This is a genomic window from Malikia granosa, from assembly GCF_002980595.1.
Classification (GTDB): Bacteria; Pseudomonadota; Gammaproteobacteria; order Burkholderiales; family Burkholderiaceae_C; genus Malikia; species Malikia granosa.
In genome coordinates this window covers 18045-38556 of the sequence record NZ_PVLQ01000088.1, presented here as the reverse complement: position 1 = coordinate 38556, position 20512 = coordinate 18045, and the positions used below count along the sequence as shown (strand labels likewise).

Annotated in this window: 19 protein-coding genes; 12 read left to right on the top strand and 7 right to left on the bottom strand. The window is 66.1% G+C overall.

Going from position 1 to position 20512, the window contains the following annotated elements; genetic code table 11:
* Positions 1 to 10: 10 nt before the first annotated feature.
* Both C6P64_RS16050 and C6P64_RS16045 read right to left on the bottom strand, forming a co-directional pair.
* Complete coding sequence (locus C6P64_RS16050) at positions 11 to 682, bottom strand: hypothetical protein (RefSeq protein ID WP_105749544.1); 672 nt, start codon at positions 680 to 682, stop codon at positions 11 to 13.
* A gap of 90 nt (positions 683 to 772) precedes the next feature.
* Positions 773 to 1432: a nitroreductase family protein gene (locus C6P64_RS16045; RefSeq protein ID WP_105749543.1), complete on the bottom strand. Its 660-nt coding sequence runs from the start codon at positions 1430 to 1432 to the stop codon at positions 773 to 775.
* A gap of 247 nt (positions 1433 to 1679) precedes the next feature.
* On the opposite strand from C6P64_RS16045, the gene C6P64_RS16040 reads away from it, so the two are divergent.
* Both C6P64_RS16040 and C6P64_RS16035 read left to right on the top strand, forming a co-directional pair.
* Positions 1680 to 3539, top strand: coding sequence for a type IV pili methyl-accepting chemotaxis transducer N-terminal domain-containing protein (locus C6P64_RS16040; RefSeq protein ID WP_105749542.1), 1860 nt, complete (start codon positions 1680 to 1682; stop codon positions 3537 to 3539).
* Between the two features lie 14 nt (positions 3540 to 3553).
* Positions 3554 to 4264: a response regulator gene (locus tag C6P64_RS16035; protein WP_105749550.1), complete on the top strand. Its 711-nt coding sequence runs from the start codon at positions 3554 to 3556 to the stop codon at positions 4262 to 4264.
* A gap of 40 nt (positions 4265 to 4304) precedes the next feature.
* On the opposite strand, the gene C6P64_RS16030 is transcribed toward C6P64_RS16035, so the two are convergent.
* Positions 4305 to 4865, bottom strand: a complete 561-nt coding sequence (locus C6P64_RS16030) for a hemerythrin domain-containing protein (RefSeq protein WP_105749541.1) — start codon at positions 4863 to 4865, stop codon at positions 4305 to 4307.
* A 153-nt stretch (positions 4866 to 5018) separates the two neighbouring features.
* Here C6P64_RS16030 and C6P64_RS16025 point away from each other — a divergent pair, with 153 nt between their 5' ends.
* Genes C6P64_RS16025 through C6P64_RS15985 form a run of 9 tightly spaced genes read left to right on the top strand, consistent with a single transcriptional unit; the run spans position 5019 to position 16750 of the window.
* Positions 5019 to 6290, top strand: a complete 1272-nt coding sequence (locus tag C6P64_RS16025) for an MFS transporter (protein ID WP_211296870.1) — start codon at positions 5019 to 5021, stop codon at positions 6288 to 6290.
* A 21-nt stretch (positions 6291 to 6311) separates the two neighbouring features.
* Entirely contained in the window at positions 6312 to 7940 is a 1629-nt protein-coding gene (locus C6P64_RS16020) for an MFS transporter (RefSeq protein WP_105749549.1), read from the top strand.
* 49 nt (positions 7941 to 7989) lie between these two features.
* Complete coding sequence (locus C6P64_RS16015; RefSeq protein ID WP_105749548.1) at positions 7990 to 11790, top strand: nitrate reductase subunit alpha; 3801 nt, start codon at positions 7990 to 7992, stop codon at positions 11788 to 11790.
* 26 nt (positions 11791 to 11816) lie between these two features.
* On the top strand, positions 11817 to 13349 hold the full coding sequence (gene narH / locus C6P64_RS16010) for a nitrate reductase subunit beta (protein WP_105749539.1): 1533 nt from the start codon (positions 11817 to 11819) through the stop codon (positions 13347 to 13349).
* A gap of 1 nt (position 13350) precedes the next feature.
* Entirely contained in the window at positions 13351 to 14052 is a 702-nt protein-coding gene (gene narJ, locus C6P64_RS16005; protein WP_105749538.1) for a nitrate reductase molybdenum cofactor assembly chaperone, read from the top strand.
* Positions 14049 to 14756, top strand: coding sequence for a respiratory nitrate reductase subunit gamma (gene narI, locus C6P64_RS16000; RefSeq protein ID WP_105749537.1), 708 nt, complete (start codon positions 14049 to 14051; stop codon positions 14754 to 14756). The genes narJ and narI overlap by 4 nt, the downstream gene beginning before the upstream one ends.
* A 22-nt stretch (positions 14757 to 14778) precedes the next feature.
* Positions 14779 to 15639, top strand: a complete 861-nt coding sequence (locus tag C6P64_RS15995; RefSeq protein ID WP_211296869.1) for a peptidylprolyl isomerase — start codon at positions 14779 to 14781, stop codon at positions 15637 to 15639.
* The gene (locus C6P64_RS15990; RefSeq protein ID WP_105749536.1) at positions 15639 to 16328 is read left to right on the top strand and encodes a carbonic anhydrase; all 690 of its coding nucleotides are present in this window, start codon (positions 15639 to 15641) and stop codon (positions 16326 to 16328) included. The genes C6P64_RS15995 and C6P64_RS15990 overlap by 1 nt, the downstream gene beginning before the upstream one ends.
* Before the next feature lie 17 nt (positions 16329 to 16345).
* The gene (locus C6P64_RS15985) at positions 16346 to 16750 is read left to right on the top strand and encodes a ribonucleotide reductase subunit alpha (protein ID WP_105749535.1); all 405 of its coding nucleotides are present in this window, start codon (positions 16346 to 16348) and stop codon (positions 16748 to 16750) included.
* A gap of 15 nt (positions 16751 to 16765) precedes the next feature.
* On the opposite strand, the gene dusA is transcribed toward C6P64_RS15985, so the two are convergent.
* Positions 16766 to 17752 (bottom strand): tRNA dihydrouridine(20/20a) synthase DusA, encoded by a 987-nt coding sequence (gene dusA / locus C6P64_RS15980; protein WP_245911764.1) that lies wholly within the window; start codon positions 17750 to 17752, stop codon positions 16766 to 16768.
* A gap of 165 nt (positions 17753 to 17917) precedes the next feature.
* Between dusA and C6P64_RS15975 the strand changes: the two genes are divergently transcribed.
* The gene (locus C6P64_RS15975) at positions 17918 to 19024 is read left to right on the top strand and encodes a site-specific integrase (RefSeq protein WP_105749533.1); all 1107 of its coding nucleotides are present in this window, start codon (positions 17918 to 17920) and stop codon (positions 19022 to 19024) included.
* 6 nt (positions 19025 to 19030) lie between these two features.
* On the opposite strand, the gene C6P64_RS15970 is transcribed toward C6P64_RS15975, so the two are convergent.
* The 3 genes from C6P64_RS15970 to C6P64_RS15960 are packed head-to-tail and all read right to left on the bottom strand — an operon-like array spanning position 19031 to position 20482.
* Positions 19031 to 19315, bottom strand: coding sequence for a pyocin activator PrtN family protein (locus tag C6P64_RS15970; protein WP_105749532.1), 285 nt, complete (start codon positions 19313 to 19315; stop codon positions 19031 to 19033).
* A gap of 25 nt (positions 19316 to 19340) precedes the next feature.
* On the bottom strand, positions 19341 to 19874 hold the full coding sequence (locus C6P64_RS15965) for a hypothetical protein (RefSeq protein WP_105749531.1): 534 nt from the start codon (positions 19872 to 19874) through the stop codon (positions 19341 to 19343).
* Positions 19871 to 20482, bottom strand: a complete 612-nt coding sequence (locus tag C6P64_RS15960; RefSeq protein ID WP_105749530.1) for a deoxynucleotide monophosphate kinase family protein — start codon at positions 20480 to 20482, stop codon at positions 19871 to 19873. Before C6P64_RS15960 ends, C6P64_RS15965 begins: the two co-directional genes overlap by 4 nt.
* Positions 20483 to 20512: the final 30 nt, after the last annotated feature.

Sequence of the window (20512 nt, the reverse complement as noted above, 5' to 3'; positions counted from 1 at the left end):
GGTGTATTTTTCAACGGCCTGGTAAAGACGTATCAATCTTCAATTCTTTGGCTTGTTCTTCCGTCATCGCCTGCCAAGGTTCCGGCGGCTTCTTCTGCTGTGGTCCTGCCTTCGGGTCGAACTGGGCGTAGCTGTTGTCCGACAGCCGCGCCAATTCGACCGCGTGCATGTCGTCCTGCAACCGTTTGGCCGCTTCGCGCACAGCAGGGTCCGGGCTGCGCTCGCCATGCAGGATCAGGCGCTGGCGTTTCTCAATCCGAAGCCGGCGCGCCTGGCCTGAACTCTGGTCCAGGCAGGGCAGGCAAGGCTGTCCAGCCAGGCGATGCGGAATGAAGCGCTGTTCCAACTCCTTGCTGAACGCCCGCATCTGCTGGTTGTTGCTACGCCTGCCGTAGGCAAGCGCTCCTGCAGCGGCTGTGCCGACAGCAGCTACTGCGGTCGCACCCACCACTCCCACAGCCCCCACCTTGCGCGCCATCAGGACCCCAGCTTCCGCATCGACCAGCTTGGCTTGCAGCTGGTGTTCGCCGCTCGCTTGCAGCAGATCGACCACGCCGTGCGCGAGCTGCTGTGCCTTGTCCGCCGCGCTGCTGCCCACCATGGCCAAGGCCCGCGCTTGGTTAATCTTCGCCTGGCCCGCTGCCGCCAGCGAGTCCTTCAGCACGGTGCCGAAATCAGTCATCTGCCACCTCCCTGATGTCAAGATTGCCAGTCTAGAACCGGCACGGCAAGGAGGTAAAGGGCTGTGCAGCCAGAAAACCGTGGCTTGCGATCAGGTCGATGACGCGCCCTGGTCGCTTCCTGCATCACCCAGCCGGGAGAAATAGGCGCTCACCGGGGGCCGCTCCCTGGGCTTGCGCGCCTGGCCGACATGGCCGACGCTGACGAAGCACAGTGCCTGCTCGTCCGGCTGCAGTCCGAACAGTCGGCGCAAGGCTCCGGACTGCAGCGCCTTGCCGCTGGTCAGCCCCGAGCCCAGCCCCATCGCAGTGGCAAGCAGCAGCATGTTCTGGATCGCGCAACCGGTCGACAGCAGGCGCTCGCCGGCGGGAATGGCGGCATCGTCGCCGCGCAGCCGGGCGACCGCCAGCAGCAGCCAGGGCGCGCGATAGGCCTTTTCGCGCGCCTGCTCCAGCGCTGACTCATCGGCCTGGCCATCGCGCTCGAGCAGGGCGGCGGCGAAGGCCTCGCCCAGGCTGGCGCGCTGCGACTGCGGCACCTCGATGAAGCGCCAGGGCAGCAGCTGGCCATGGTCTGGCGCTGCCGCGGCGGCGGCCAGGATCTCGGCCTGCTGCGCCGGATCAGGCCCGGGGCCTTGCAGGCGCTTGGGCAGGGTGGTGCGGCGCTGCTGCAGCAGCACCCGGGTCCATTGCGCCGCGATTGCGGCATCGCCATCCGCTTCGCTGCCATGGGATTCTGGTGGGATCGACATGGCGCTACTGTCGCCGATGCCGGCCGGCCTGGCAATCACCCTTGTGGTCGGGGCCAGCCCGGGCGATCCCGTCCAGCAGTGCCGCCCGGCTGGCGGGCCTCGTCCGAAAGAACTAGGGTCGATCCTGGCTACTCCTCTGGGTGGATCGACGGGCCGGCCGGTCTTGCCGCACAATCCAGGCTCCTCATCCCATGCCTTGGCCGCTGCCGGGGTGCATCCCATTTCTCCTGAAGCAGGTTCCATCCCGATGCGCTGGCGCGGTCAACTGTCCTTCAAGTTCCTGCTGCTGGGGCTGTCCCTGCTGCTGCTCGCGCTGATCTCGATCGGCATGACGATGTGGGTCACGCGCCAGCTCGACGGCGGTGCGGCGGCGGTCAACGAGGCCGGACGCCTGCGCATGCAGGCCTGGCGGCTCGTGAGCGCGCGCCAGGGCGGCCGCAGCGAGGACGAGATCCGGCAACTGGTCGGCCAGATGAATGCCAGCATCGAGTTGCTGCACCGGGGCGACAAGTCGCGCCCGCTCTTCGTGCCCTGGGACGAGCCTGCCACGACCAGTTTTGCCGCACTGAGCCAGTCCTGGCAGACGCTGCAGCCCTACTGGCAGACAGCGCCAGCGGCCGATGCGCAAGTGCTCACGCAACTGGTCGACCGCTTCGTGTTCGAGGTCGAGCAGCTGGTGTTCGCGATCGAGGGCAAGATGACCCGCCTGACCGCGATCCTGAACCTGTTCCAGTTCTTCATGATGGGGCTGGCGGTGGTGGCGGCCGTCTTCACCCTCTATGTCGGCTATCTGTATGTGATAGATCCGCTACAACGGCTACGCAAGGGTTTGCGCCAGGTGGAAGAGGGGGATTTCACGGTCCGGCTCGACGAGCAGGCCCCCGACGAATTCGGCGAGGTCGCCGCCGGCTTCAACCACATGACCGGCAGGCTGCGCTCGCTCTACGACGGGCTGGAGGCCAAGGTGCGCGACAAGACCCGTGACCTCGAGGCCCAGCGCGCCCGGCTCGCGGCGCTCTACGAGGTCAGCAATTTCCTGACCGAAGCCGACACGCTCGAGGCGCTGGCGCAGGGTTTTGCGCAGAAGATGCGCCGGCTGGCCAATGCCGACGCGGTCGCCGTGCGCTGGTCCGACGAGGCCAGCCAGCGCTACCTGATGCTGGCCAGCGACTGCCTGCCGCAGGAGCTGGTCGACGAGGAACGTTGCCTGGAGCCGGGCACCTGCGCCTGCGGCCAGCCGATGGCCAATGCCCGCACCCGGGTCATCCCGATCATCCCGGCCGACGACAGGTTGCTCGGCGGCTGCATCAAGGCCGGCTATTCCTCGCTGGTCAGCGTGCCGATCCGGCTGCAGCAGCGCGTGCTCGGCGAGCTCGACCTGTTCTATCGCAGCCAGGCCAGCCTGACCAGCGAGGAGCAGGGCCTGTTCGACACGCTGGCCGGTCATCTGGCCAATGCGGTGGAGAACCTGCGCACCGAAGCTCTGGTGCGCGAGGCCGCCGTCAGCGAGGAGCGCGCCATGATCGCGCGCGAGCTGCACGACTCGATCGCGCAGTCGCTGGCCTTCATGAAGATCCAGCTCAGCCTGCTGCGCTCGGCCGTGCTGCGCGGCGACCGCGAGCAGATGCTGCAAAGCCTCAACGAGCTCGACGCCGGCGTCAAGGAGGGTCTGCAGGACGTGCGCGAGCTGCTGGTGCATTTCCGCACCCGCGGCCACAGCGACGACATCGAGCAGGCCCTGCGCAGCACGCTCAACAAGTTCGAGCACCAGAGCGGCCTCAAGGCCCATCTGGAGCTCAGCGGCCATGGCGTGGCGCTGCACTCGGACGTGCAGTTGCAGGTGCTGCATGTGGTGCAGGAGGCCCTGTCCAATGTGCGCAAGCATGCCCAGGCCAGCGAAGTCTGGGTCAAGGTGGTCAAGGGGCCGCCCTGGAGCTTCTCGGTGCGCGACAATGGCCGCGGCTTCGATGCCGCCGCGGTCGATGGCGCCGGCACCAGCTTCGGCCTGCAGATCATGCGCGAGCGCGCGGCTGGCGTCGGCGCCGAGGTCAGGCTGGCTTCGACGCCGGGCCGGGGCACCGAAGTCCTGTTGACATTGCCCCAATGACCATGGAATCCGGGATGACACCGATAAGACTGCTGGTGGTCGACGACCACAACCTTTTTCGCCGCGGCCTGATCGCCTTGCTGGCGCAGGACAGCCGCTTCAGCGTGGTGGGCGAGGCAGCCGATGCCGGCGAGGCCCAGCGCAGCGCCAGTCGGCTCCAGCCCGACGTGATCCTGCTCGACAACCACTTGCCGGGTGTCAGCGGCATCGATGCGATCGGTAGCCTCAAGGCAGCCGCACCGCAGGCGCGCGTCGTCATGCTGACCGTCAGCGAGAACGAGGAGGACCTGGCCGCAGGCCTGCGCGCGGGCGCCGACGGCTACCTGCTCAAGACCATAGACACCGAGGCGCTGGCCAACTCGATCGCCAGGATCTGGGACGGCGACTCGGTCATCAGCCCCGAGATGATGGGCAAGCTGGTCGGCCTGCTGCGCGCCAGTCCCGCCCAGGCGGCCGTTGCCCAGGCAGGGAGCCCGCCCCAGGAGCAGGCGGCCGCGACTTCGAGGGCCCGCGTCGCCGGCAACGACCCGATCCACAGCCTGTCCCCGCGCGAGGGCGAGATCCTGCGCCTGATCGCCCATGGCGCGAGCAACAAGCTGATCGCGCGCGAGCTCGACATCGCCGAGACCACGGTCAAGATCCATGTCCAGCATATCCTGCGCAAGCTCGACTTGAGCAACCGCGTGCACGCCGCGGTCTACGCGACCGAGCGCGGCTGGACCTGAGGCCTGCCGCGGCCGGACGAGGCAGTCGCCTCGGCCCTGTTCAGTCGATCGCGGCGATCCCGCGCCGCTGCCGCATCGCCGCCCCGATGCGGCCGATGTCGGCCTGCGACAGCAGTCGCGCTGCCAGCGGCAGCAATTCGCCTTCCTCCAGTTCGATGTGGCGTCGGTAGGCGGCGACGAATGCCTGCACCGGCTCGAGCGGGAGCTCTATGGCCTGCGCCTCGGCCACGGCCGCCAGCGTCTGGCGCAGCTCGCGCCACAGGCCGCCGATGCGCTGGTGGTCGGCCACCAGGGCCTGGGTCAGATCGCGCAGCCGCAGCGCTTCGTCTGCCGATTCCATCCTGACGGCCAGCAGGGCCGGAAACAGGTCCTGCTCCTCGTCGGCATGGTGATCCTGGGCCGCGGTGTCGAAGTAGCGCATCACTGCGCGTGCCGCCTGGCGCGCCGATTCGTCGGCGCCATGGGCCTGCAGATGGGGCGGCAGTCGCAGCAGGGTCCGGCATTGCTGCTCGACCCGGCCATGGCAGGCCGCCAGCATCTCGAGCGGCGCTTCGGTGCTGGCCGACGGGCTGCTGAAGCCCGGAAAGTTGTGCGTGGTCATCGTGGGATCGCCTGGCTGGTAGTAGTTCCAAAGGAGGGGGTGAGGCCGGTTGGCAGTCATTTCTGCCTGCCAGTTGCAGGCTATCAGGAGGATAGCCAAACCTGCAACCCTCTTGTACATTGATGGAAATGGTAATCAATGGCAGGAGGTTTCATGAACAACGATCCGCAGCATAAACGGCAGGCCTGGTCGGTGCTGATCGTCAGCACCCTGGCCTTCACCGTCTGCTTCATGGTCTGGATGATGTTCGGCGTGATCGGCATTCCGATCCGCAAGATGCTGGGTCTCAACGCGACCGAGTTCGGCCTGCTGACGGCGATGCCGGTGCTGACCGGCTCGCTGGTGCGTGTGCCGCTGGGCATCTGGACCGACAAGTATGGCGGCCGCATCGTGATGGCCTGCCTGATGGCGGTCACGGTGCCGGCGATCTGGCTCATGAGTTACGCCAGCGCGTATTGGCATTTCATCGTGATCGGCCTGTTCGTCGGCCTGGCCGGTGGCGCCTTCTCGGTCGGCACCCCCTATGTGGCGCGCTGGTTCCCGAAGAACCGCCAGGGCATGGCGATGGGGGTCTACGGTGCGGGCAACTCGGGCGCCGCGGTCAACAAGTTCGTCGCCCCGGTGCTGCTGGTGGCCTTCGGCTGGGCCATGGTGCCCCAGGTCTATGCGGCGATCATGCTCGGCACGCTGGTGCTGTTCTGGCTCTTCAGCCACAGCGACCCGTCGCACCGGGTGCCCAGCAACGTCAAGTTCACCGACCAGCTCAAGGCGCTCAAGGACCCCAAGGTGCTCAAGTACTGCCAGTACTACAGCATCGTCTTCGGCGGCTATGTCGCGCTCTCGCTCTGGATGGTGCAGTACTACGTCGGCGAATACGGCCTCGACATCCGCATTGCCGCGCTGCTGGCCGCCTGCTTCTCGCTGCCCGGCGGCGTGCTGCGTGCGATCGGCGGCTTGCTGTCCGACAAGTACGGCGCCCACAGCGTGACCTGGTGGGTGATGTGGGTGTGCTGGATCTGCCTGTTCCTGCTGTCCTACCCGCAGACCGACTTCACGGTCCTGACCGTCAACGGTCCGACCACCTTCCACATCGGCCTCAATGTCTATGCCTTCACCGCCCTGATGGGGGTGCTCGGCGTGGCCATGGCCTTCGGCAAGGCCAGCGTCTTCAAGTACATCAGCGACGACTACCCCGGCAACATCGGCACCATCAGCGGCATCGTCGGCCTGGCTGGCGGCCTGGGTGGCTTCATCCTGCCGATCATGTTCGGCCTGCTGATGGACCTGACCGGCATCCGCTCGAGCGCCTTCATGCTGATGTACGGCGTGGTCTGGGTCTCGCTGATCTGGATGTACCTGACCGAAGTGCGCCAGTTGCCGCTGCTCGGCAAGTCCAGCAGCAGTGGCAGTCCGAGCAAGTCCTGAGTGGAATTTTTCGAGGCAAACATGAACTCCAAGCAGACCTCAAGCGCCGACATCACGGATTGGCGCCCCGAAGACGATGCCTTCTGGAACGCCAGCGGCAAGCGCACCGCCTACCGCAACCTCTGGATCTCGGTGCCGGCACTGCTGTGCGGCTTCGCGATCTGGGGCATGTGGGGCATCATCACGGTGCAGATGCTCAATCTGGGCTTTCCGTTCAGCAAGGACGAGCTGTTCTCGCTGACCGCGATCGCCGGCCTGGCCGGCGCCACCATGCGCATCCCGGCTTCCTTCCTGGTCCGGCTGGCGGGTGGGCGCAACACCATCTTCCTGACCACGGCCATGCTGCTGGCACCCGCGCTGGGCACCGGCATCGCGCTGCAGCATCCCGAGTGGCCGCTCTGGGTATTCCAGCTGATGGCGCTCTGGTCGGGCGTGGGCGGCGGCAACTTTGCCTCCTCGATGGCCAACATCGGCACCTTCTTCCCCAAGCGCCTGCAGGGCACGGCGCTGGGCCTGAACGCCGGCCTGGGCAACTTCGGCGTCACGACGATGCAGATCGTGATCCCGCTGGTCATGACGGTGAGCCTGTTCGGTGGCCTGGGCGGCGAGCCGATGACGCTGGTCAAGGACAGCGGCTGGATCCTGGGCAAGATCGTCGCCGGCACCCCGACCTGGATCCAGAACGCGGGCTTCGCCTGGCTGCTGTCGCTGATCCCGCTGTCGGCGCTGTGCTTCTTCGGCATGAACAACCTGACTTCGGTTTCGCCCAACATCGGCAGCACGATCGCGGCCTTCCTCAAGATCATCTGGCTCTACACCCTGTCCTTCCTGCCAGCGGGCATCGGCCTCTATCTGTATCTGCCCAAGCCGACCGGACTCGGTCTGCTGAGCATGTGGCTGGTGATGCCGCTGATCATCGTGAGCACCCTGATGCTGATGAAGTTCACCGCCTTCGGCACCATGAAGGACAACATCGCCAAGCAGTTCGCGATCTTCGGCAACAAGCACACCTGGTCGATGACCGCGCTCTACATCGTGACCTTCGGCTCCTTCATCGGCTTCTCGATGGCGCTGCCGCTGTCGATCACGGTGATCTTCGGCATCAGCCACCTGCCTGACGCCGCTGGCGTGATGCAGCACACGCTGAAGAACCCCAACGCTCCCTCGGCGCTGACCTATGCCTGGATCGGCCCCTTCATCGGCGCCGCGGTGCGTCCGGTCGGCGGCTGGATCTCGGACAAGCTCGGCGGCTCGATCGTGACCCAGGTGATCTCGGTCGTGATGGCGCTGGCCTCGGTCGCGGTCGGCTACGTGATGCTGCAGGCCTACCAGTCGGCCACGCCCGAGCAGTATTTCCTGCCCTTCATGCTGCTGTTCGTGCTGCTGTTCACCGCCAGCGGCATCGGCAACGGCTCGACCTTCCGCACCATCGCCATGATCTTCGATCGCCAGCAGGCCGGCCCGGTGCTGGGCTGGACCTCGGCCATCGCTGCCTACGGTGCCTTCGTCGCGCCGGTCGTGATCGGCGACCAGATCAAGGCCGGCACGCCGCAGGTCGCGATGTATGGCTTTGCCGTCTTCTATGCCCTGTGCCTGGTGCTGAACTGGTGGTTCTACCTGCGCGCCGGCTCCGAGATCAAGAACCCCTGAGCGCCTGCGCTCCGTCCCCATCCCTTTTCACTTGAACAAGGACTTCACCATGAGTCACTTTCTTGACCGTCTGACGCACTTCAAGCTGCCGCAGGAAACCTATTCCGGCCGTCACGGGGTCGCCACCAACGAAGACCGCACCTGGGAAGATGCCTACCGCAACCGCTGGGCCCACGACAAGATCGTGCGCTCGACCCATGGCGTCAACTGCACCGGCAGCTGCTCGTGGAAGATCTATGTCAAGGGCGGCATCGTCACCTGGGAGACCCAGCAGACCGACTATCCGCGCACGCGCTGGGACATGCCCAATCACGAGCCGCGCGGCTGCGCCCGCGGTGCTTCCTACAGCTGGTACCTGTATTCCGCCAACCGGGTCAAGTACCCGATGGTGCGCGGGCGCCTGCTCGAGCGCTGGCGCGCCGCGCTCAAGGTCGCCAAGACCCCGGTCGATGCCTGGGCGCTGATCGCCGACGACGAGTCGGCAAGGCGCGACTACCAGCAGGTGCGCGGCCTGGGCGGCTTCGTGCGCTCGAGCTGGGACGAGGTCAACCAGCTGATCGCCAGCGCCAATGTCTACACCATCAAGAAGCATGGCGCCGACCGCATCATCGGCTTTTCTCCGATTCCGGCCATGTCCATGGTCAGCTATGCGGCCGGCAGCCGCTACCTGTCGCTGATCGGCGGCGTCTGCATGAGCTTCTACGACTGGTACTGCGACCTGCCGCCGTCGAGCCCGCAGATCTGGGGCGAGCAGACCGACGTGGCCGAGTCGGCCGACTGGTACAACTCCAACTTCATCATCGCCTGGGGCTCCAACATCCCCCAGACCCGGACCCCGGATGCGCATTTCTTCACCGAGGCGCGCTACAAGGGCACCAAGACGGTTGCGGTCACGCCCGACTACTCCGAGGTCGCCAAGCTGTCCGACCTCTGGTTGCACCCGAAGCAGGGCACCGACGCCGCGCTGGCGATGGCGATGGGCCATGTGATCCTCAAGGAGTTCTACTTCAAGGACGGCGGCAAGGGCCGCAGCGCCTACTTCGACGACTACGCGCGCCGCTACACCGACCTGCCGCTGCTGGTCATGCTCAAGGAGCACAGGCTGCCCGACGGCAGCAGCACCCTGGTGCCCGACCGCTACCTGCGCGCCAGCGACTTCAGCGGCCAGCTCGGCCAGGACAACAACCCCGAGTGGAAGACCCTGGCCTTCGACACCCATGGCAATCCGGTGCTGCCCAACGGCTCGATCGGCTTCCGCTGGGGCGAGAAGCTCGCCGAAGGCGAGCTTGCCAAGTGGAACCTCGAGTCCAAGGACGCGCGCAACGGCCAGGAGGTCAAGCTCAAGTTGTCGGTGGTCGAGGACGGCGCCCAGCCGCACGAGATCGCCGAGGTGGCCTTTCCCTATTTCGGCGGCGTCGAGACCCCCAACTTTCCGGCCAACGCCGCCCAGGGCGAGATCAACCGCGCCAAGGTGCCGGCCGTGCGCCTCGAGCTCGGCCAGGGCGGCGAGTCGCGCTCGGCCCTGGTCGCCACCGTGTTCGACCTGCAGGTGGCGCAGTACGGCGTCGACCGCGGCTTTGGCAGCGGCGCCATCGACTACGACGACAACGTGCCCTACACCCCGGCCTGGCAGGAGGCCATCACCGGCGTGCCGCGCGACCAGGTCATCACGGTGGCGCGCCAGTTCGCCGACAACGCCGACAAGACCCATGGTCGCTCCATGGTCATCATCGGCGCGGCGATGAACCACTGGTACCACGCCGACATGAACTACCGCGGCGTCATCAACATGCTGATGATGTGCGGCTGCATCGGCCAGAGCGGCGGCGGCTGGGCCCATTACGTGGGCCAGGAAAAGCTGCGTCCGCAGACCGGCTGGGCCCCGTTGGCCTTCGCGCTCGACTGGATCCGCCCGTCGCGCCAGATGAACAGCACCAGCTTCTTCTATGCCCACACCGACCAGTGGCGCTACGAGAAGCTCGGCGTCGAGGAGGTGCTGTCGCCGCTGGCCGACAAGGCCGCCTTCGGCGGCAGCATGATCGACTACAACGTGCGTGCCGAGCGCATGGGCTGGCTGCCGAGCGCGCCCCAGCTCAAGACCCACCCGATGCAGGTGGTCAAGGACGCCAGCGCCGCCGGCCTCGATGCCAAGGACTATGTGGCGCGCGCACTCAAGGACGGCTCGCTGCAGATGAGCTGCGAGGACCCGGATGCACCGCAGAACTGGCCGCGCAACATGTTCGTCTGGCGCTCCAATATCCTGGGCTCCTCGGGCAAGGGCCACGAGTATTTCCTCAAGCACCTGCTGGGCACCAGCAACGGCGTGCAGGGCAAGGACCTGGGCGCCGACGAGGCCAAGCCGACCGAGGTCAAGTGGCATGCCCAGGCACCCGAAGGCAAGCTCGACCTGCTGGTCACGCTCGACTTCCGCATGAGCACCACCTGCCTCTACTCCGACATCGTGCTGCCCACCGCCAGCTGGTACGAGAAGAACGACCTCAACACCAGCGACATGCACCCCTTCATCCACCCGCTGTCGGCAGCGGTGGACCCGGTCTGGCAGGCCAGGAGCGACTGGGAGATCTACAAGGGCTTCGCCAAGGCCTTCTCCGAGGTCTGCGTCGGCCACCTCGGGGTCGAGAAGGAGGTCGTGCTGAGTCCGCTGATGCATGACACCCCGGCCGAGTTGGCGCAGCCGTTTGGCGTGCAGGACTGGAAGAAGGGCGAGTGCGAGCTGGTACCGGGCAAGACCGCACCACAGGTCACGGTGGTCGAGCGCGACTACCCGAACACCTTCAAGCGCTTCACCGCCCTGGGCCCGCTGATGAACAAGCTGGGCAACGGCGGCAAGGGCATCGCCTGGAAGACCGAGCTCGAGGTCACCCAGCTGGGCCAGCTCAACGGCGTGACCCAGGAGGAGGGCGTGACCCAGGGCATGCCCAGGATCGTCACCGACATCGACGCCTGCGAGGTGATCCTGCAGCTGGCGCCCGAGACCAATGGCCATGTCGCGGTCAAGGCCTGGGAGGCGCAGAGCAAGGCCACCGGCCGCGACCACGTGCACCTGGCGCTCTACCGCGAGGACGAGAAGATCCGCTACCGCGACATCCAGGCGCAGCCGCGCAAGATCATCTCCTCGCCGACCTGGAGCGGCATCGAGAGCGAGACGGTCAGCTACAACGCCGGCTACACCAACGTGCACGAGTACATCCCGTGGCGCACGCTGACCGGTCGGCAGCAGTTCTACCAGGATCACCCCTGGATGATCGCTTTCGGCGAGGGCTTTGGCAGCTACCGGCCGCCGGTCGACCTCAAGACCACCAACGGCCTGCAGATCAAGTCCAACGGCAACCCCGAGATCCAGCTCAACTTCATCACGCCGCACCAGAAATGGGGCATCCACTCGACCTACAGCGACAACCTGCACATGCTGACGCTGAACCGGGGCGGCACCGTGATCTGGCTCAGCGAGGATGACGCGGCCAAGGCCGGCATCGTCGACAACGACTGGATCGAGTTGTTCAACACCAACGGCGCCATCGTCGGCCGTGCGGTGGTCAGCCAGCGCGTCAAGCCCGGCATGACCATGATGTACCACTCGCAGGAGAAGATCATCAACACCCCGGGCTCCGAGATCACCGGCGCGCGCGGCGGCATCCACAACTCGGTGACCCGCATCGTGCTCAAGCCGACCCACATGATCGGCGGCTACGCCCAGCTGAGCTACGGCTTCAACTACTACGGCACCATCGGCACCAACCGCGACGAGTTCGTCGTGGTGCGCAAGATGAACCGGGTCGACTGGCTCGAAGAGCCCGCCGGCGCCCTCGCCAGTGGCGCTGGCCACTGAATGCCCGATCGGAACAGGAGAAACACATGAAAGTACGCGCACAGATCGGCATGGTGCTGAACCTGGACAAGTGCATTGGTTGCCACACCTGCTCGGTGACCTGCAAGAACGTCTGGACCAGCCGCCCCGGCGTCGAATATGCCTGGTTCAACAACGTCGAGTCCAAGCCCGGCATCGGCTACCCGAAGGAATGGGAAAACCAGGACAAGTGGAACGGCGGCTGGACCCGCAGGGCCGACGGCAGCCTGCAGCCGCGCCAGGGCGGCAAATGGTCGCTGCTGATGAAGATCTTCGCCAACCCCAACCTGCCGCAGATCGACGACTACTACGAGCCCTTCACCTTCGACTACGAGCACCTGAAGTCGGCGCCCGAGATGAAGGCCGTGCCGACCGCGCGCCCGCGCAGCCTGATCACGGGCCAGCGCATGGAGAAGATCGAGTGGGGCCCGAACTGGGAGGAGATCCTGGGCGGCGAATTCGCCAAGCGCGCCAAGGACAGCAACTTCGACGGCTTCGAGGCGGCGCAGAAGGCCATGGTGGGTGAGTTCGAGAACACCTTCATGATGTACCTGCCGCGCCTGTGCGAGCATTGCCTGAACCCGGCCTGCGTCGCCTCCTGCCCCTCGGGCTCGATCTACAAGCGCGAGGAAGACGGCATCGTGCTGATCGACCAGGACAAGTGCCGCGGCTGGCGCATGTGCGTCTCGGGCTGCCCGTACAAGAAGATCTACTACAACTGGAAGAGCGGCAAGGCCGAGAAATGCATCTTCTGCTACCCGCGCATCGAGGCCGGCCAGCCGACGGTCTGCTCCGAGACCTGCGTCGGCCGCATCCGCTACCTCGGCGTGCTGCTCTATGACGCCGACCGAATCGCCGAGGCCGCCAGCGTCGAGAAGGAAACCGACCTGTACCAGGCCCAGCTCGACATCTTCCTGGACCCGAACGACCCGCAGGTGATCGCCCAGGCCCGCGCCGACGGCATCCCCGACAGCTGGATGGAGTCGGCCCGCCAGAGCCCGGTCTACAAGATGGCGGTCGAGTGGAAGGTGGCGCTGCCGCTGCACCCGGAATACCGCACCCTACCCATGGTCTGGTATGTGCCGCCGCTGTCGCCGATCACGGCTGCCGCCAATGCCGGGCGCATCGGTATCAACGGCGAGATCCCGGATGTCAGCCAGCTGCGCATTCCGCTCAAGTACCTGGCCAACCTGCTGACGGCCGGCGACACCGTGCCGGTCGCGCGCGCGCTCGAGCGCATGCTGGCGATGCGCGCCTACCAGCGCAGCAAGCATGTCGACGGCGTGGTGAACCAGGAAGTGCTCGACCAGGCACAGCTCAGCGTGGCCGAGGTCGAGGACATGTACCGCACCATGGCGATCGCCAACTACGAGGACCGCTTCGTGATCCCGAGCTCGCACCGCGAGTACGCCGAGAACGCCTTCGACGTGCGCGGCGGCTGCGGCTTCAGCTTCGGCAACGGCTGCTCCGACGGCGAGACCGAGCTGAGCCTGTTCGGCAGCCCGAAGAAGCGCACCATCCCGATCAAGCTGGGAGCCTGAGATGTCGATCTTCAACTCCCGCCCCGTGCCGGCCGTGCACACGCTGCGCGTGCTGGCCCACCTGCTGCGCTACCCCGACGCCGAGCTGCGCGCCCATCTGGGCGAACTCAGCGAGGCGCTGCATGCCGAGCGCGCGCTCGGCGCCTCGCGCCTGGCCGAGCTCGATGCCCTGCTGCTGCGCCTGGGCTCGCTCGATCCGCTGCGCATCGAGAGCGACTATGTCGAGCTGTTCGACCGCGGCCACAGCACCTCGCTGCACCTGTTCGAGCATGTGCATGGCGACTCGCGCGACCGCGGCCCGGCCATGATCGACCTGATCCAGACCTACGAGCAGGCCGGCCTGCTGCTGGGCGACGACGAGCTGCCCGATCACCTGCCGGTGCTGCTCGAGTTCGCCTCGACCCAGCCCGCGCTGCAGGCGCGCGAGTTCCTGGGCGAGATCGCGCATATCGTGCGCGTGGTCTTCAGCGCGCTGCTCAAGCGCCAGAGCCCCTACGCCAGCGTGCTGGCGGCGGTGCTGGACCTGGCCGGCGAGAAGGCCGAGCCGGTGCCGGTCGCGCCCGAGCCCGAGCTCGACGAGAGCTGGGCCGAGCCCGAGGCCTTCGACGGCTGCAGCAGCGCCGGCCAGGCCAAGCCCGGCGCGGTCCAGCCGATTCGTATCGTCAAGTCTTCCCCCTCCACCGTTCAAGGAGCGTCGGCATGAACTCGCTGCACCACTTCCTGTTCAACATCTATCCCTACATTTGCCTGGCCGTGTTCCTGCTCGGCAGCCTGCTGCGCTTCGACCGCGATCAGTACAGCTGGAAGAGCGACTCGTCCCAGCTGCTGCGCGCCGGCCAGTTGCGCTGGGGCAGCAACCTGTTCCACATCGGGGTGCTGTTCCTGTTCTTCGGCCACAGCTTCGGCATGCTGACGCCGCATTTCATCTACGAGCCCTTCATTAGCGCCGGCAACAAGCAGCTGGTCGCCATGGTCTCGGGCGGTGCGGCCGGCCTGCTCGGCTTCATCGGTGTCAGCATCCTGCTGCACCGTCGCCTGTCCGACGCGCGCATCCGCGCCAACTCCAGGACCAGCGACATCGTGCTGCTGTGGCTGCTCTGGGCCCAGCTGGCGCTGGGTCTGGCGACGATCCCGCTGTCGGCCCAGCACCTGGACGGCAGCATGATGCTCAAGCTGGCCGAATGGGCGCAGCGCATCGTGACCTTGCGCAGCGGCGCCGCCGACTTGCTGGTCGACGCCGGCTGGATCTTCCAGACCCACATGGCGCTGGGCATGACCATCTTCCTGGTGTTCCCGTTCACCCGCCTGGTCCATGTCTGGAGCGGCTTCGGTACCCTGGCCTATGTCGCTCGCCCCTACCAGGTCGTGCGCAACCGTCGCCTGGGCGTTCCCGGCAACTCGCGCTGATGCGCCGCTTCAGGAGCTTGCCATGAATCCCATCGAACAGACCGGTTGCGGCACTTCTTGCGGCTGTGGCAGTTCCGCTGCAGCAGCGCTGCCGGCAGCGGCGGCCATGGAATCGGTTCCGGCCAGCGTCAACGGTATCGCCCTGCATGCCCCGGGCGAGCAGCCAGCGCCTGACGCACTGCGCGAGCGGGCCTATGCCGAGCTGCTGCGCCAGCAGGCGGTGCGGCTGGGCTGCCTGCCCGAGCAGGCCGTCAGCTTGGCGCCCGAGCTCGGTGCTGCCGAGCGGGAGGCGATCGAGGCCATGCTCGAGCGCGAGGTCCTGCTGCCCGAGCCGAGCGAGGAAGCTTGCTTGCGCCACTATGCGGCCAACAAGTCGCAGCACGTGATCGACCAGGCGGTCCATCTGCGCCATATCCTGTTCGCGGTCACGCCCGGGGTCGACGTGCAGAAGCTGGCGCAGCGCGCCGAGGCTGCCTTGCTCGAACTCACGCGCAAGGATGCCCCGGCTGGCCGCTTCGAGCAGCTCGCGGCCGAGCTGTCGAACTGTCCGTCCGGCGCCCAGGGCGGCGACCTGGGCTGGATCGGTCCGCGCGACTGCGCGCCCGAACTGGCGCAGGCGCTGTTCTTCCAGTCCGAGCCGGGCTTCGGCATCGGCCTGCATCCGCGCCTGGTCCATACCCGCTACGGCTTGCACATCATCGAGCTGCTGGAGCGGCGCAAGGGCCGCCAGCTCGAGTTCGAGGCCGTGCGCGACAGCATCGCGGCCCAGCTGGAGCTGCGCTCGCGCGCGACCGCCTGGCGCCAGTACATGCTGCTGCTGGTCGGCCAGGCCGAGATCGTCGGACTCGAACTCGAGGGCGCCGACACGCCCCTGGTGCAGTGATGCCAAGCCGCGCAGAAGACGACGAACTGCTGCTGCGGCTGCGGCGTTTCCAATCCGACTATTTTCCGCTGCACCAGCAGCGCTTCCAGGACCTGGTGGCCCAGGGCCAGCATCCCAAGACCCTGTTCATTGGCTGCTCCGACTCGCGCCTGGTGCCTTATCTGCTGACGGGGGCCGGGCCGGGCGAGCTGTTCATCGTGCGCAACGTCGGCGCGCTGGTGCCGCCCTACGACGGCTCGCGCGGCCAGCACGGCACGATGGCGGCGGTCGAGTACGCGGTGCTTGCGCTCAAGGTCGAGCGCATCATCGTCTGCGGCCACAGCCATTGCGGCGCGATCCGGGCCTGCTACGATGGGGTACCGGACGAGGCACGCGCGCTCAAGAGCTGGCTCGAGCTGGCGCAGGACGCGGTGCTTCCGGTGCAGGCCAGCCCCGAGGCCTGCCGGCGTACCGAGGAGCGCTCGATCGTGCTCCAGCTCGAGCGCCTGATGGACTATCCGATGGTGCGACGCGAGGTCGAGGCCGGGCACCTGACCCTGCATGGCTGGCATTACGTGATCGAGGACGGTGCCGTCCATGTGTTCGATGCCCAGCAGGGCGCCTTCGTGCCGGCTGCCTCGTCCACCCATACCGGGACCGGACCTTATGCCCCCTATGTCGAACATGACGGTCAGATACTGACCGACTGAGAGCGAAAGATCACCGCATGAACATCACCACCTTCGACGCCTTGCTGCAAGCCGCGCAGCAGCAGCCGCAACCCCAGCGCCTGCTGTTCGTGCTGGCCCAGTCCGAGCTGCCCGACGATGCGACTCCCGAGCAACAGGCCGCCTTCGAGGCCGGCCAGGGTGGCGCGCTGGTCCCCGTGGCCTGTGTCGACCGGCTGCCGGCCGAGCTGGGGTCTTTCGCTGCCTTCGAGGCCGAGTCCCGGCCCTTCTGCCCGGACTGGGTGGTGGTCTTTGCCGCCAGCCTGTCGGGCCGCAACGGCCAGCCACCGTCGAGCGAGTCGGCGCAAAATCCTCTGGAGCAGATGGTCGCCGCGATCAAGGCCGGCCAGATCGGCAACTTCCTGCCCTTCGATCGCCAGGGCGACGCGATCCGGCTCGGCTGATTGCCGGCCAGGCCGTCAGGCCGAAGCTGAGTCCCCGGCCTTGAGCTGGTCCTCGAGCAGCACGGCCCGGGCCTGGGCCCAGACCTCGCGCGCAGGCAGGGGCTTGAGCTTGTGGTTGCTCCAGACCTGGCGCCAGCGCCGCGCACCGCGCTGGCCGTGGCGCATGCCGAGCATGTGGCGCGCGATCGCATACCAGGGCGTGCCATCCTCGACCGCCTCGCGTTCCATGTAGTCCACCATCGCGAGCTCGATCTCGTCCTGGCTCAGCGCGCAGGCCGAGCCGCCGTAGTAGCGCTGGTCCCAGTCCTGCATGATCCAGGGGTTGTAGTAGGCTTCGCGCCCGACCATCACGCCGTCGACATGCTGCAGCTGCTCGTCGAACTGCTCAGGGGTCTTGAGGCCGCCGTTGACCGCGATGGTGAGCTGGGGAAAATCCCGCTTGAGCTGCCAGGCCAGGTCGTAGCGCAGCGGCGGGATCTCGCGGTTTTCCTTCGGGCTCAGGCCCTGCAGCCAGGCGTTGCGCGCATGCACGATGAAGACCTCGCAGCCGGCCTCGCTGACGCGGCCGACGAAATCGGCGACGAAGTCGTAGCTCTCGATCTTGTCGATGCCGATGCGGTGCTTGACCGTGACGGGAATGTCGACCTTGTCGCGCATGGCCTTGACGCCATCGGCTACCAGGCCGGGCTCGTTCATCAGGCAGGCACCGAAGGCGCCGCGCTGGACACGGTCGCTCGGGCAGCCGCAGTTGAGGTTGATCTCGTCATAGCCCCAGTCCTGGCCCAGTTGCGCGCATTTCGCCAGCTCGGCCGGGTCGCTGCCGCCGAGCTGCAGCGCGACCGGATGCTCGGTCTCGTCGAAGCGCAGGTGGCGGCGCGGGTCGCCATGGGTGAGCGCGCCGGTCGTGACCATCTCGGTATAGAGCCGCGTGTGCTTGGTGATCAGGCGGTGCAGGTAGCGGCAATGCTTGTCCGACCAATCGAGCATCGGCGCGACACTCATACGCCAACCCCTTGAAAAGTCTGATTTCTGTTCTAAATTCATGGCTTTACTTGATCTCTTGGGCTGCCTGGTTGAGCTTGGTTTTGGCTGATTTTGCCTAGTTTTTGGTACGTGAGTGGTACATTTAGAGCCACAAAAATTTCATGTACCACCAGGGAGCCGGGCATGGGCACCATTACACCACGCAAGCGCAAGGATGGAACGACCGGCTACCTTGCCAGGGTTCGCATCAAGCAGGGCGGCGCAGTCGTCCACGCCGAGACACAAACCTTCGATCGCCAGCAGGCAGCGCAAGCCTGGATCAAGAAGCGCGAGACCGAGCTTGCTGTGCCAGGAGCCATGGAAAAGCTCAAGGGCGAAGATCCGACCATCGACAAGCTAATCGGTCGGTACATCGAGGAGGCCGAGCGTGACTACGGCCGCACCAAGACCCAGGTCCTGCAAACCATCCAGAAAACAGAATTCGCCCAGCTCAAGTGCTCGCAGGTTGACAGCGCAGCCGTGGTGCAGTGGCTGCAGGCGCTCAACAGCAAGCCATCGACCAGGCATAACTACCTGGCCCACCTTTCAGCCGTGGTGACACTGGCCAAGCCAGTGTGGCGATACCCGATCGAGTCATCCGTCATGCAGGAGGCCAGGGTGGCCGCCGAGCGCATGGGCCTGATCGGAAAGTCAAAGCAGCGAACCAGGCGCCCGACACTGGACGAACTGGAGCGCCTGCTGGACTACTTCACCGACTACGAGTATCGGCGCGCACGCTCGCCGGGAAAGCGCCCGCTACCGATGGTGGATCTGATCCTGTTTGCGCTGTTCTCTTCGCGCAGACAGGAGGAGATCACCGAGATCACCTGGGAGGACTTCAACGACAAGCTGGGACAGGTGTTGGTGCGTGACATGAAGCACCCTGGGGAGAAGGTGGGCAACGATGTGCGCGTCGTGCTGCCCGACCATGCGCTGTCGCTGGTCAGGCGGCGGATGAAGCCGGGGGCGAAGGGCCCTATATTCCCCGTCAACAGCAAAAGCGTCAGCACGTCCTTCACGCGCGCCTGTGACATCCTGGGTATCGAGGACCTGCATTTCCACGACCTGCGTCATGAAGCCATCAGCCGTCTTTTCGAGATGGGATTCACCATTCCTCAGGCTGCATCGGTGTCGGGACATCGCACCTGGAGTTCGCTCAAGCGCTACTCGCACCTGGAGCAGACCGGCGACAAGTACGCCGGCTGGAAGTGGCTGGAACGCTGTCAGCCGCTAACAGGCAAGCCGCAGTAAAGGCTGTCAGGTGGCTCGCAGGCTGCTCCCGGTTGCCTGCAACTGCCGAGCCTCTTTGATGGCATCCGCGCGCCGGGCATCCAGGAATTCGGCCAGGTCCTGCAGGTGCACGCCACGCGCTGTCTTTTGGGATTTTTCCATTCGCACCAGCGGTAGCCGGATTTCTCCGGTGGCGATCTTGAGCTTCAAGTTTTCGACTGTTAGCGGAGCGAAATAGTCTCGGCACACATCTTTAATTGGAATGATCGCCTTGCCATCGTACTGGGCCATCAGCAGGAATGCGGTGTTCATATTGCTTGCCTCTTGAAAATCAGGTTCATGGTTGGCCTCGCTCGGTTTGATTCTGGTGCTTGCGCGCCCCGCAAATGCCCATTGGCCCGCGGTGCTGCACCCGCACGTCACCGCGCCTCGATGGCACCAGCAGATGGTCCTGGCACCCAGGACGCGACATGGCTGCGGCCCAGTCGATGCCGCTGAACGGAACGCTTCGAACGCTGGTCAATAGGTGCTGCACCTGCACCGCGTCCGGCCAGGTCATGCTGGACGGCCTGGCGGCGGTCTGGTCTTTCGGCTGGCCGTGCTGCGAATGCGCCGGCGCAACCGATGCGGCAGCTGGTCGGTGCAGCGGGTCGCCCGCGCGCACCAGCTGGTAGGTTGGGTAGCGGATGGTGCCGTGGCGGATCACCCGGCCAGCTTTCGTCAGGTCTTTTAGACGCTGTCGCACCTGTGTAGTGGCAGCGCCTGGCAGCAGCTCATACAGCCGCGTCAGCGCTACGCCACGGCCAGGGTGCAGCAACAAGGTAGTCTCGATGCGCTGCCGCAGCGTCAGCTGGGTGGCAGAGCTGCTCATGCCAGCCCCCGTTCGTGCTTGAGCCGGGTCAGCTCGAAACCCACCGTCTGCGCCAGGTCGGTTAGCGTGCCGTCGTTCAGGATCACGCGATGGCTGCTGATATGTGTTGACTCCGACTCGCTGACATGCGCGCGTACCGGCACCACCCCCGGGCGCTCGATGCGCCAGATCACGCCGCCCTGGCTGCACAGCCAGTCGGCCTCGAACGTGAACCGCACGTCGGGCACGACGAAATGCGTCCCCCCGTGATTGCAGTGAGTCTTCATCCGATAGTCCAGCGCGCGTATCCATGCATCGCGACCGATGCACTGCTGACCCCACTCTGTGCCCAGCGTCTGCGCCAGGTGACGGTAGCTCACACCAATCTCGGGGATGAGGGTCTCCTTCAGCTCGCGGTCGAACAAGTAGCGGTCTGGATGCTGGACGCCGGCATGCAGCAGGAACTCGCGGCACATGGCGCGTATCGGGTCGGCAAACGACGTGACGAACGCCACATGGCCAGCGAGCTTCCAGTGCTGCAGCAACAGCAGGGCTGCGGAGTCTTTTCCGCTGCCGGCCTGGCCGATCAGGCCGATGATGAGGTGGGATTTCGGTTGGGGTTCTGTCATGGCGAGGTGGCGCGCAGCCGTGAAAATGCC

What these genes read in the sequence shown, in the direction of transcription:
- narH (WP_105749539.1), top strand. Translation starts at nt 11,817, where the DNA reads ATGAAAGTACGCGCACAGATCGGCATGGTGCTGAACCTGGACAAGTGC.
- narI (WP_105749537.1), top strand. Translation starts at nt 14,049, where the DNA reads ATGAACTCGCTGCACCACTTCCTGTTCAACATCTATCCCTACATTTGC.
- C6P64_RS15995 (WP_211296869.1), top strand. Translation starts at nt 14,779, where the DNA reads ATGAATCCCATCGAACAGACCGGTTGCGGCACTTCTTGCGGCTGTGGC.
- C6P64_RS16050 (WP_105749544.1), bottom strand. Translation starts at nt 682, where the DNA reads ATGACTGATTTCGGCACCGTGCTGAAGGACTCGCTGGCGGCAGCGGGC.
- C6P64_RS16020 (WP_105749549.1), top strand. Translation starts at nt 6,312, where the DNA reads ATGAACTCCAAGCAGACCTCAAGCGCCGACATCACGGATTGGCGCCCC.
- C6P64_RS16025 (WP_211296870.1), top strand. Translation starts at nt 5,019, where the DNA reads ATGAACAACGATCCGCAGCATAAACGGCAGGCCTGGTCGGTGCTGATC.
- C6P64_RS16030 (WP_105749541.1), bottom strand. Translation starts at nt 4,865, where the DNA reads ATGACCACGCACAACTTTCCGGGCTTCAGCAGCCCGTCGGCCAGCACC.
- dusA (WP_245911764.1), bottom strand. Translation starts at nt 17,752, where the DNA reads ATGAGTGTCGCGCCGATGCTCGATTGGTCGGACAAGCATTGCCGCTAC.
- C6P64_RS15985 (WP_105749535.1), top strand. Translation starts at nt 16,346, where the DNA reads ATGAACATCACCACCTTCGACGCCTTGCTGCAAGCCGCGCAGCAGCAG.
- C6P64_RS15970 (WP_105749532.1), bottom strand. Translation starts at nt 19,315, where the DNA reads ATGAACACCGCATTCCTGCTGATGGCCCAGTACGATGGCAAGGCGATC.
- C6P64_RS15965 (WP_105749531.1), bottom strand. Translation starts at nt 19,874, where the DNA reads ATGAGCAGCTCTGCCACCCAGCTGACGCTGCGGCAGCGCATCGAGACT.
- C6P64_RS15975 (WP_105749533.1), top strand. Translation starts at nt 17,918, where the DNA reads ATGGGCACCATTACACCACGCAAGCGCAAGGATGGAACGACCGGCTAC.
- C6P64_RS16045 (WP_105749543.1), bottom strand. Translation starts at nt 1,432, where the DNA reads ATGTCGATCCCACCAGAATCCCATGGCAGCGAAGCGGATGGCGATGCC.
- C6P64_RS16035 (WP_105749550.1), top strand. Translation starts at nt 3,554, where the DNA reads ATGACACCGATAAGACTGCTGGTGGTCGACGACCACAACCTTTTTCGC.
- C6P64_RS15960 (WP_105749530.1), bottom strand. Translation starts at nt 20,482, where the DNA reads ATGACAGAACCCCAACCGAAATCCCACCTCATCATCGGCCTGATCGGC.
- narJ (WP_105749538.1), top strand. Translation starts at nt 13,351, where the DNA reads ATGTCGATCTTCAACTCCCGCCCCGTGCCGGCCGTGCACACGCTGCGC.
- C6P64_RS15990 (WP_105749536.1), top strand. Translation starts at nt 15,639, where the DNA reads ATGCCAAGCCGCGCAGAAGACGACGAACTGCTGCTGCGGCTGCGGCGT.
- C6P64_RS16040 (WP_105749542.1), top strand. Translation starts at nt 1,680, where the DNA reads ATGCGCTGGCGCGGTCAACTGTCCTTCAAGTTCCTGCTGCTGGGGCTG.
- C6P64_RS16015 (WP_105749548.1), top strand. Translation starts at nt 7,990, where the DNA reads ATGAGTCACTTTCTTGACCGTCTGACGCACTTCAAGCTGCCGCAGGAA.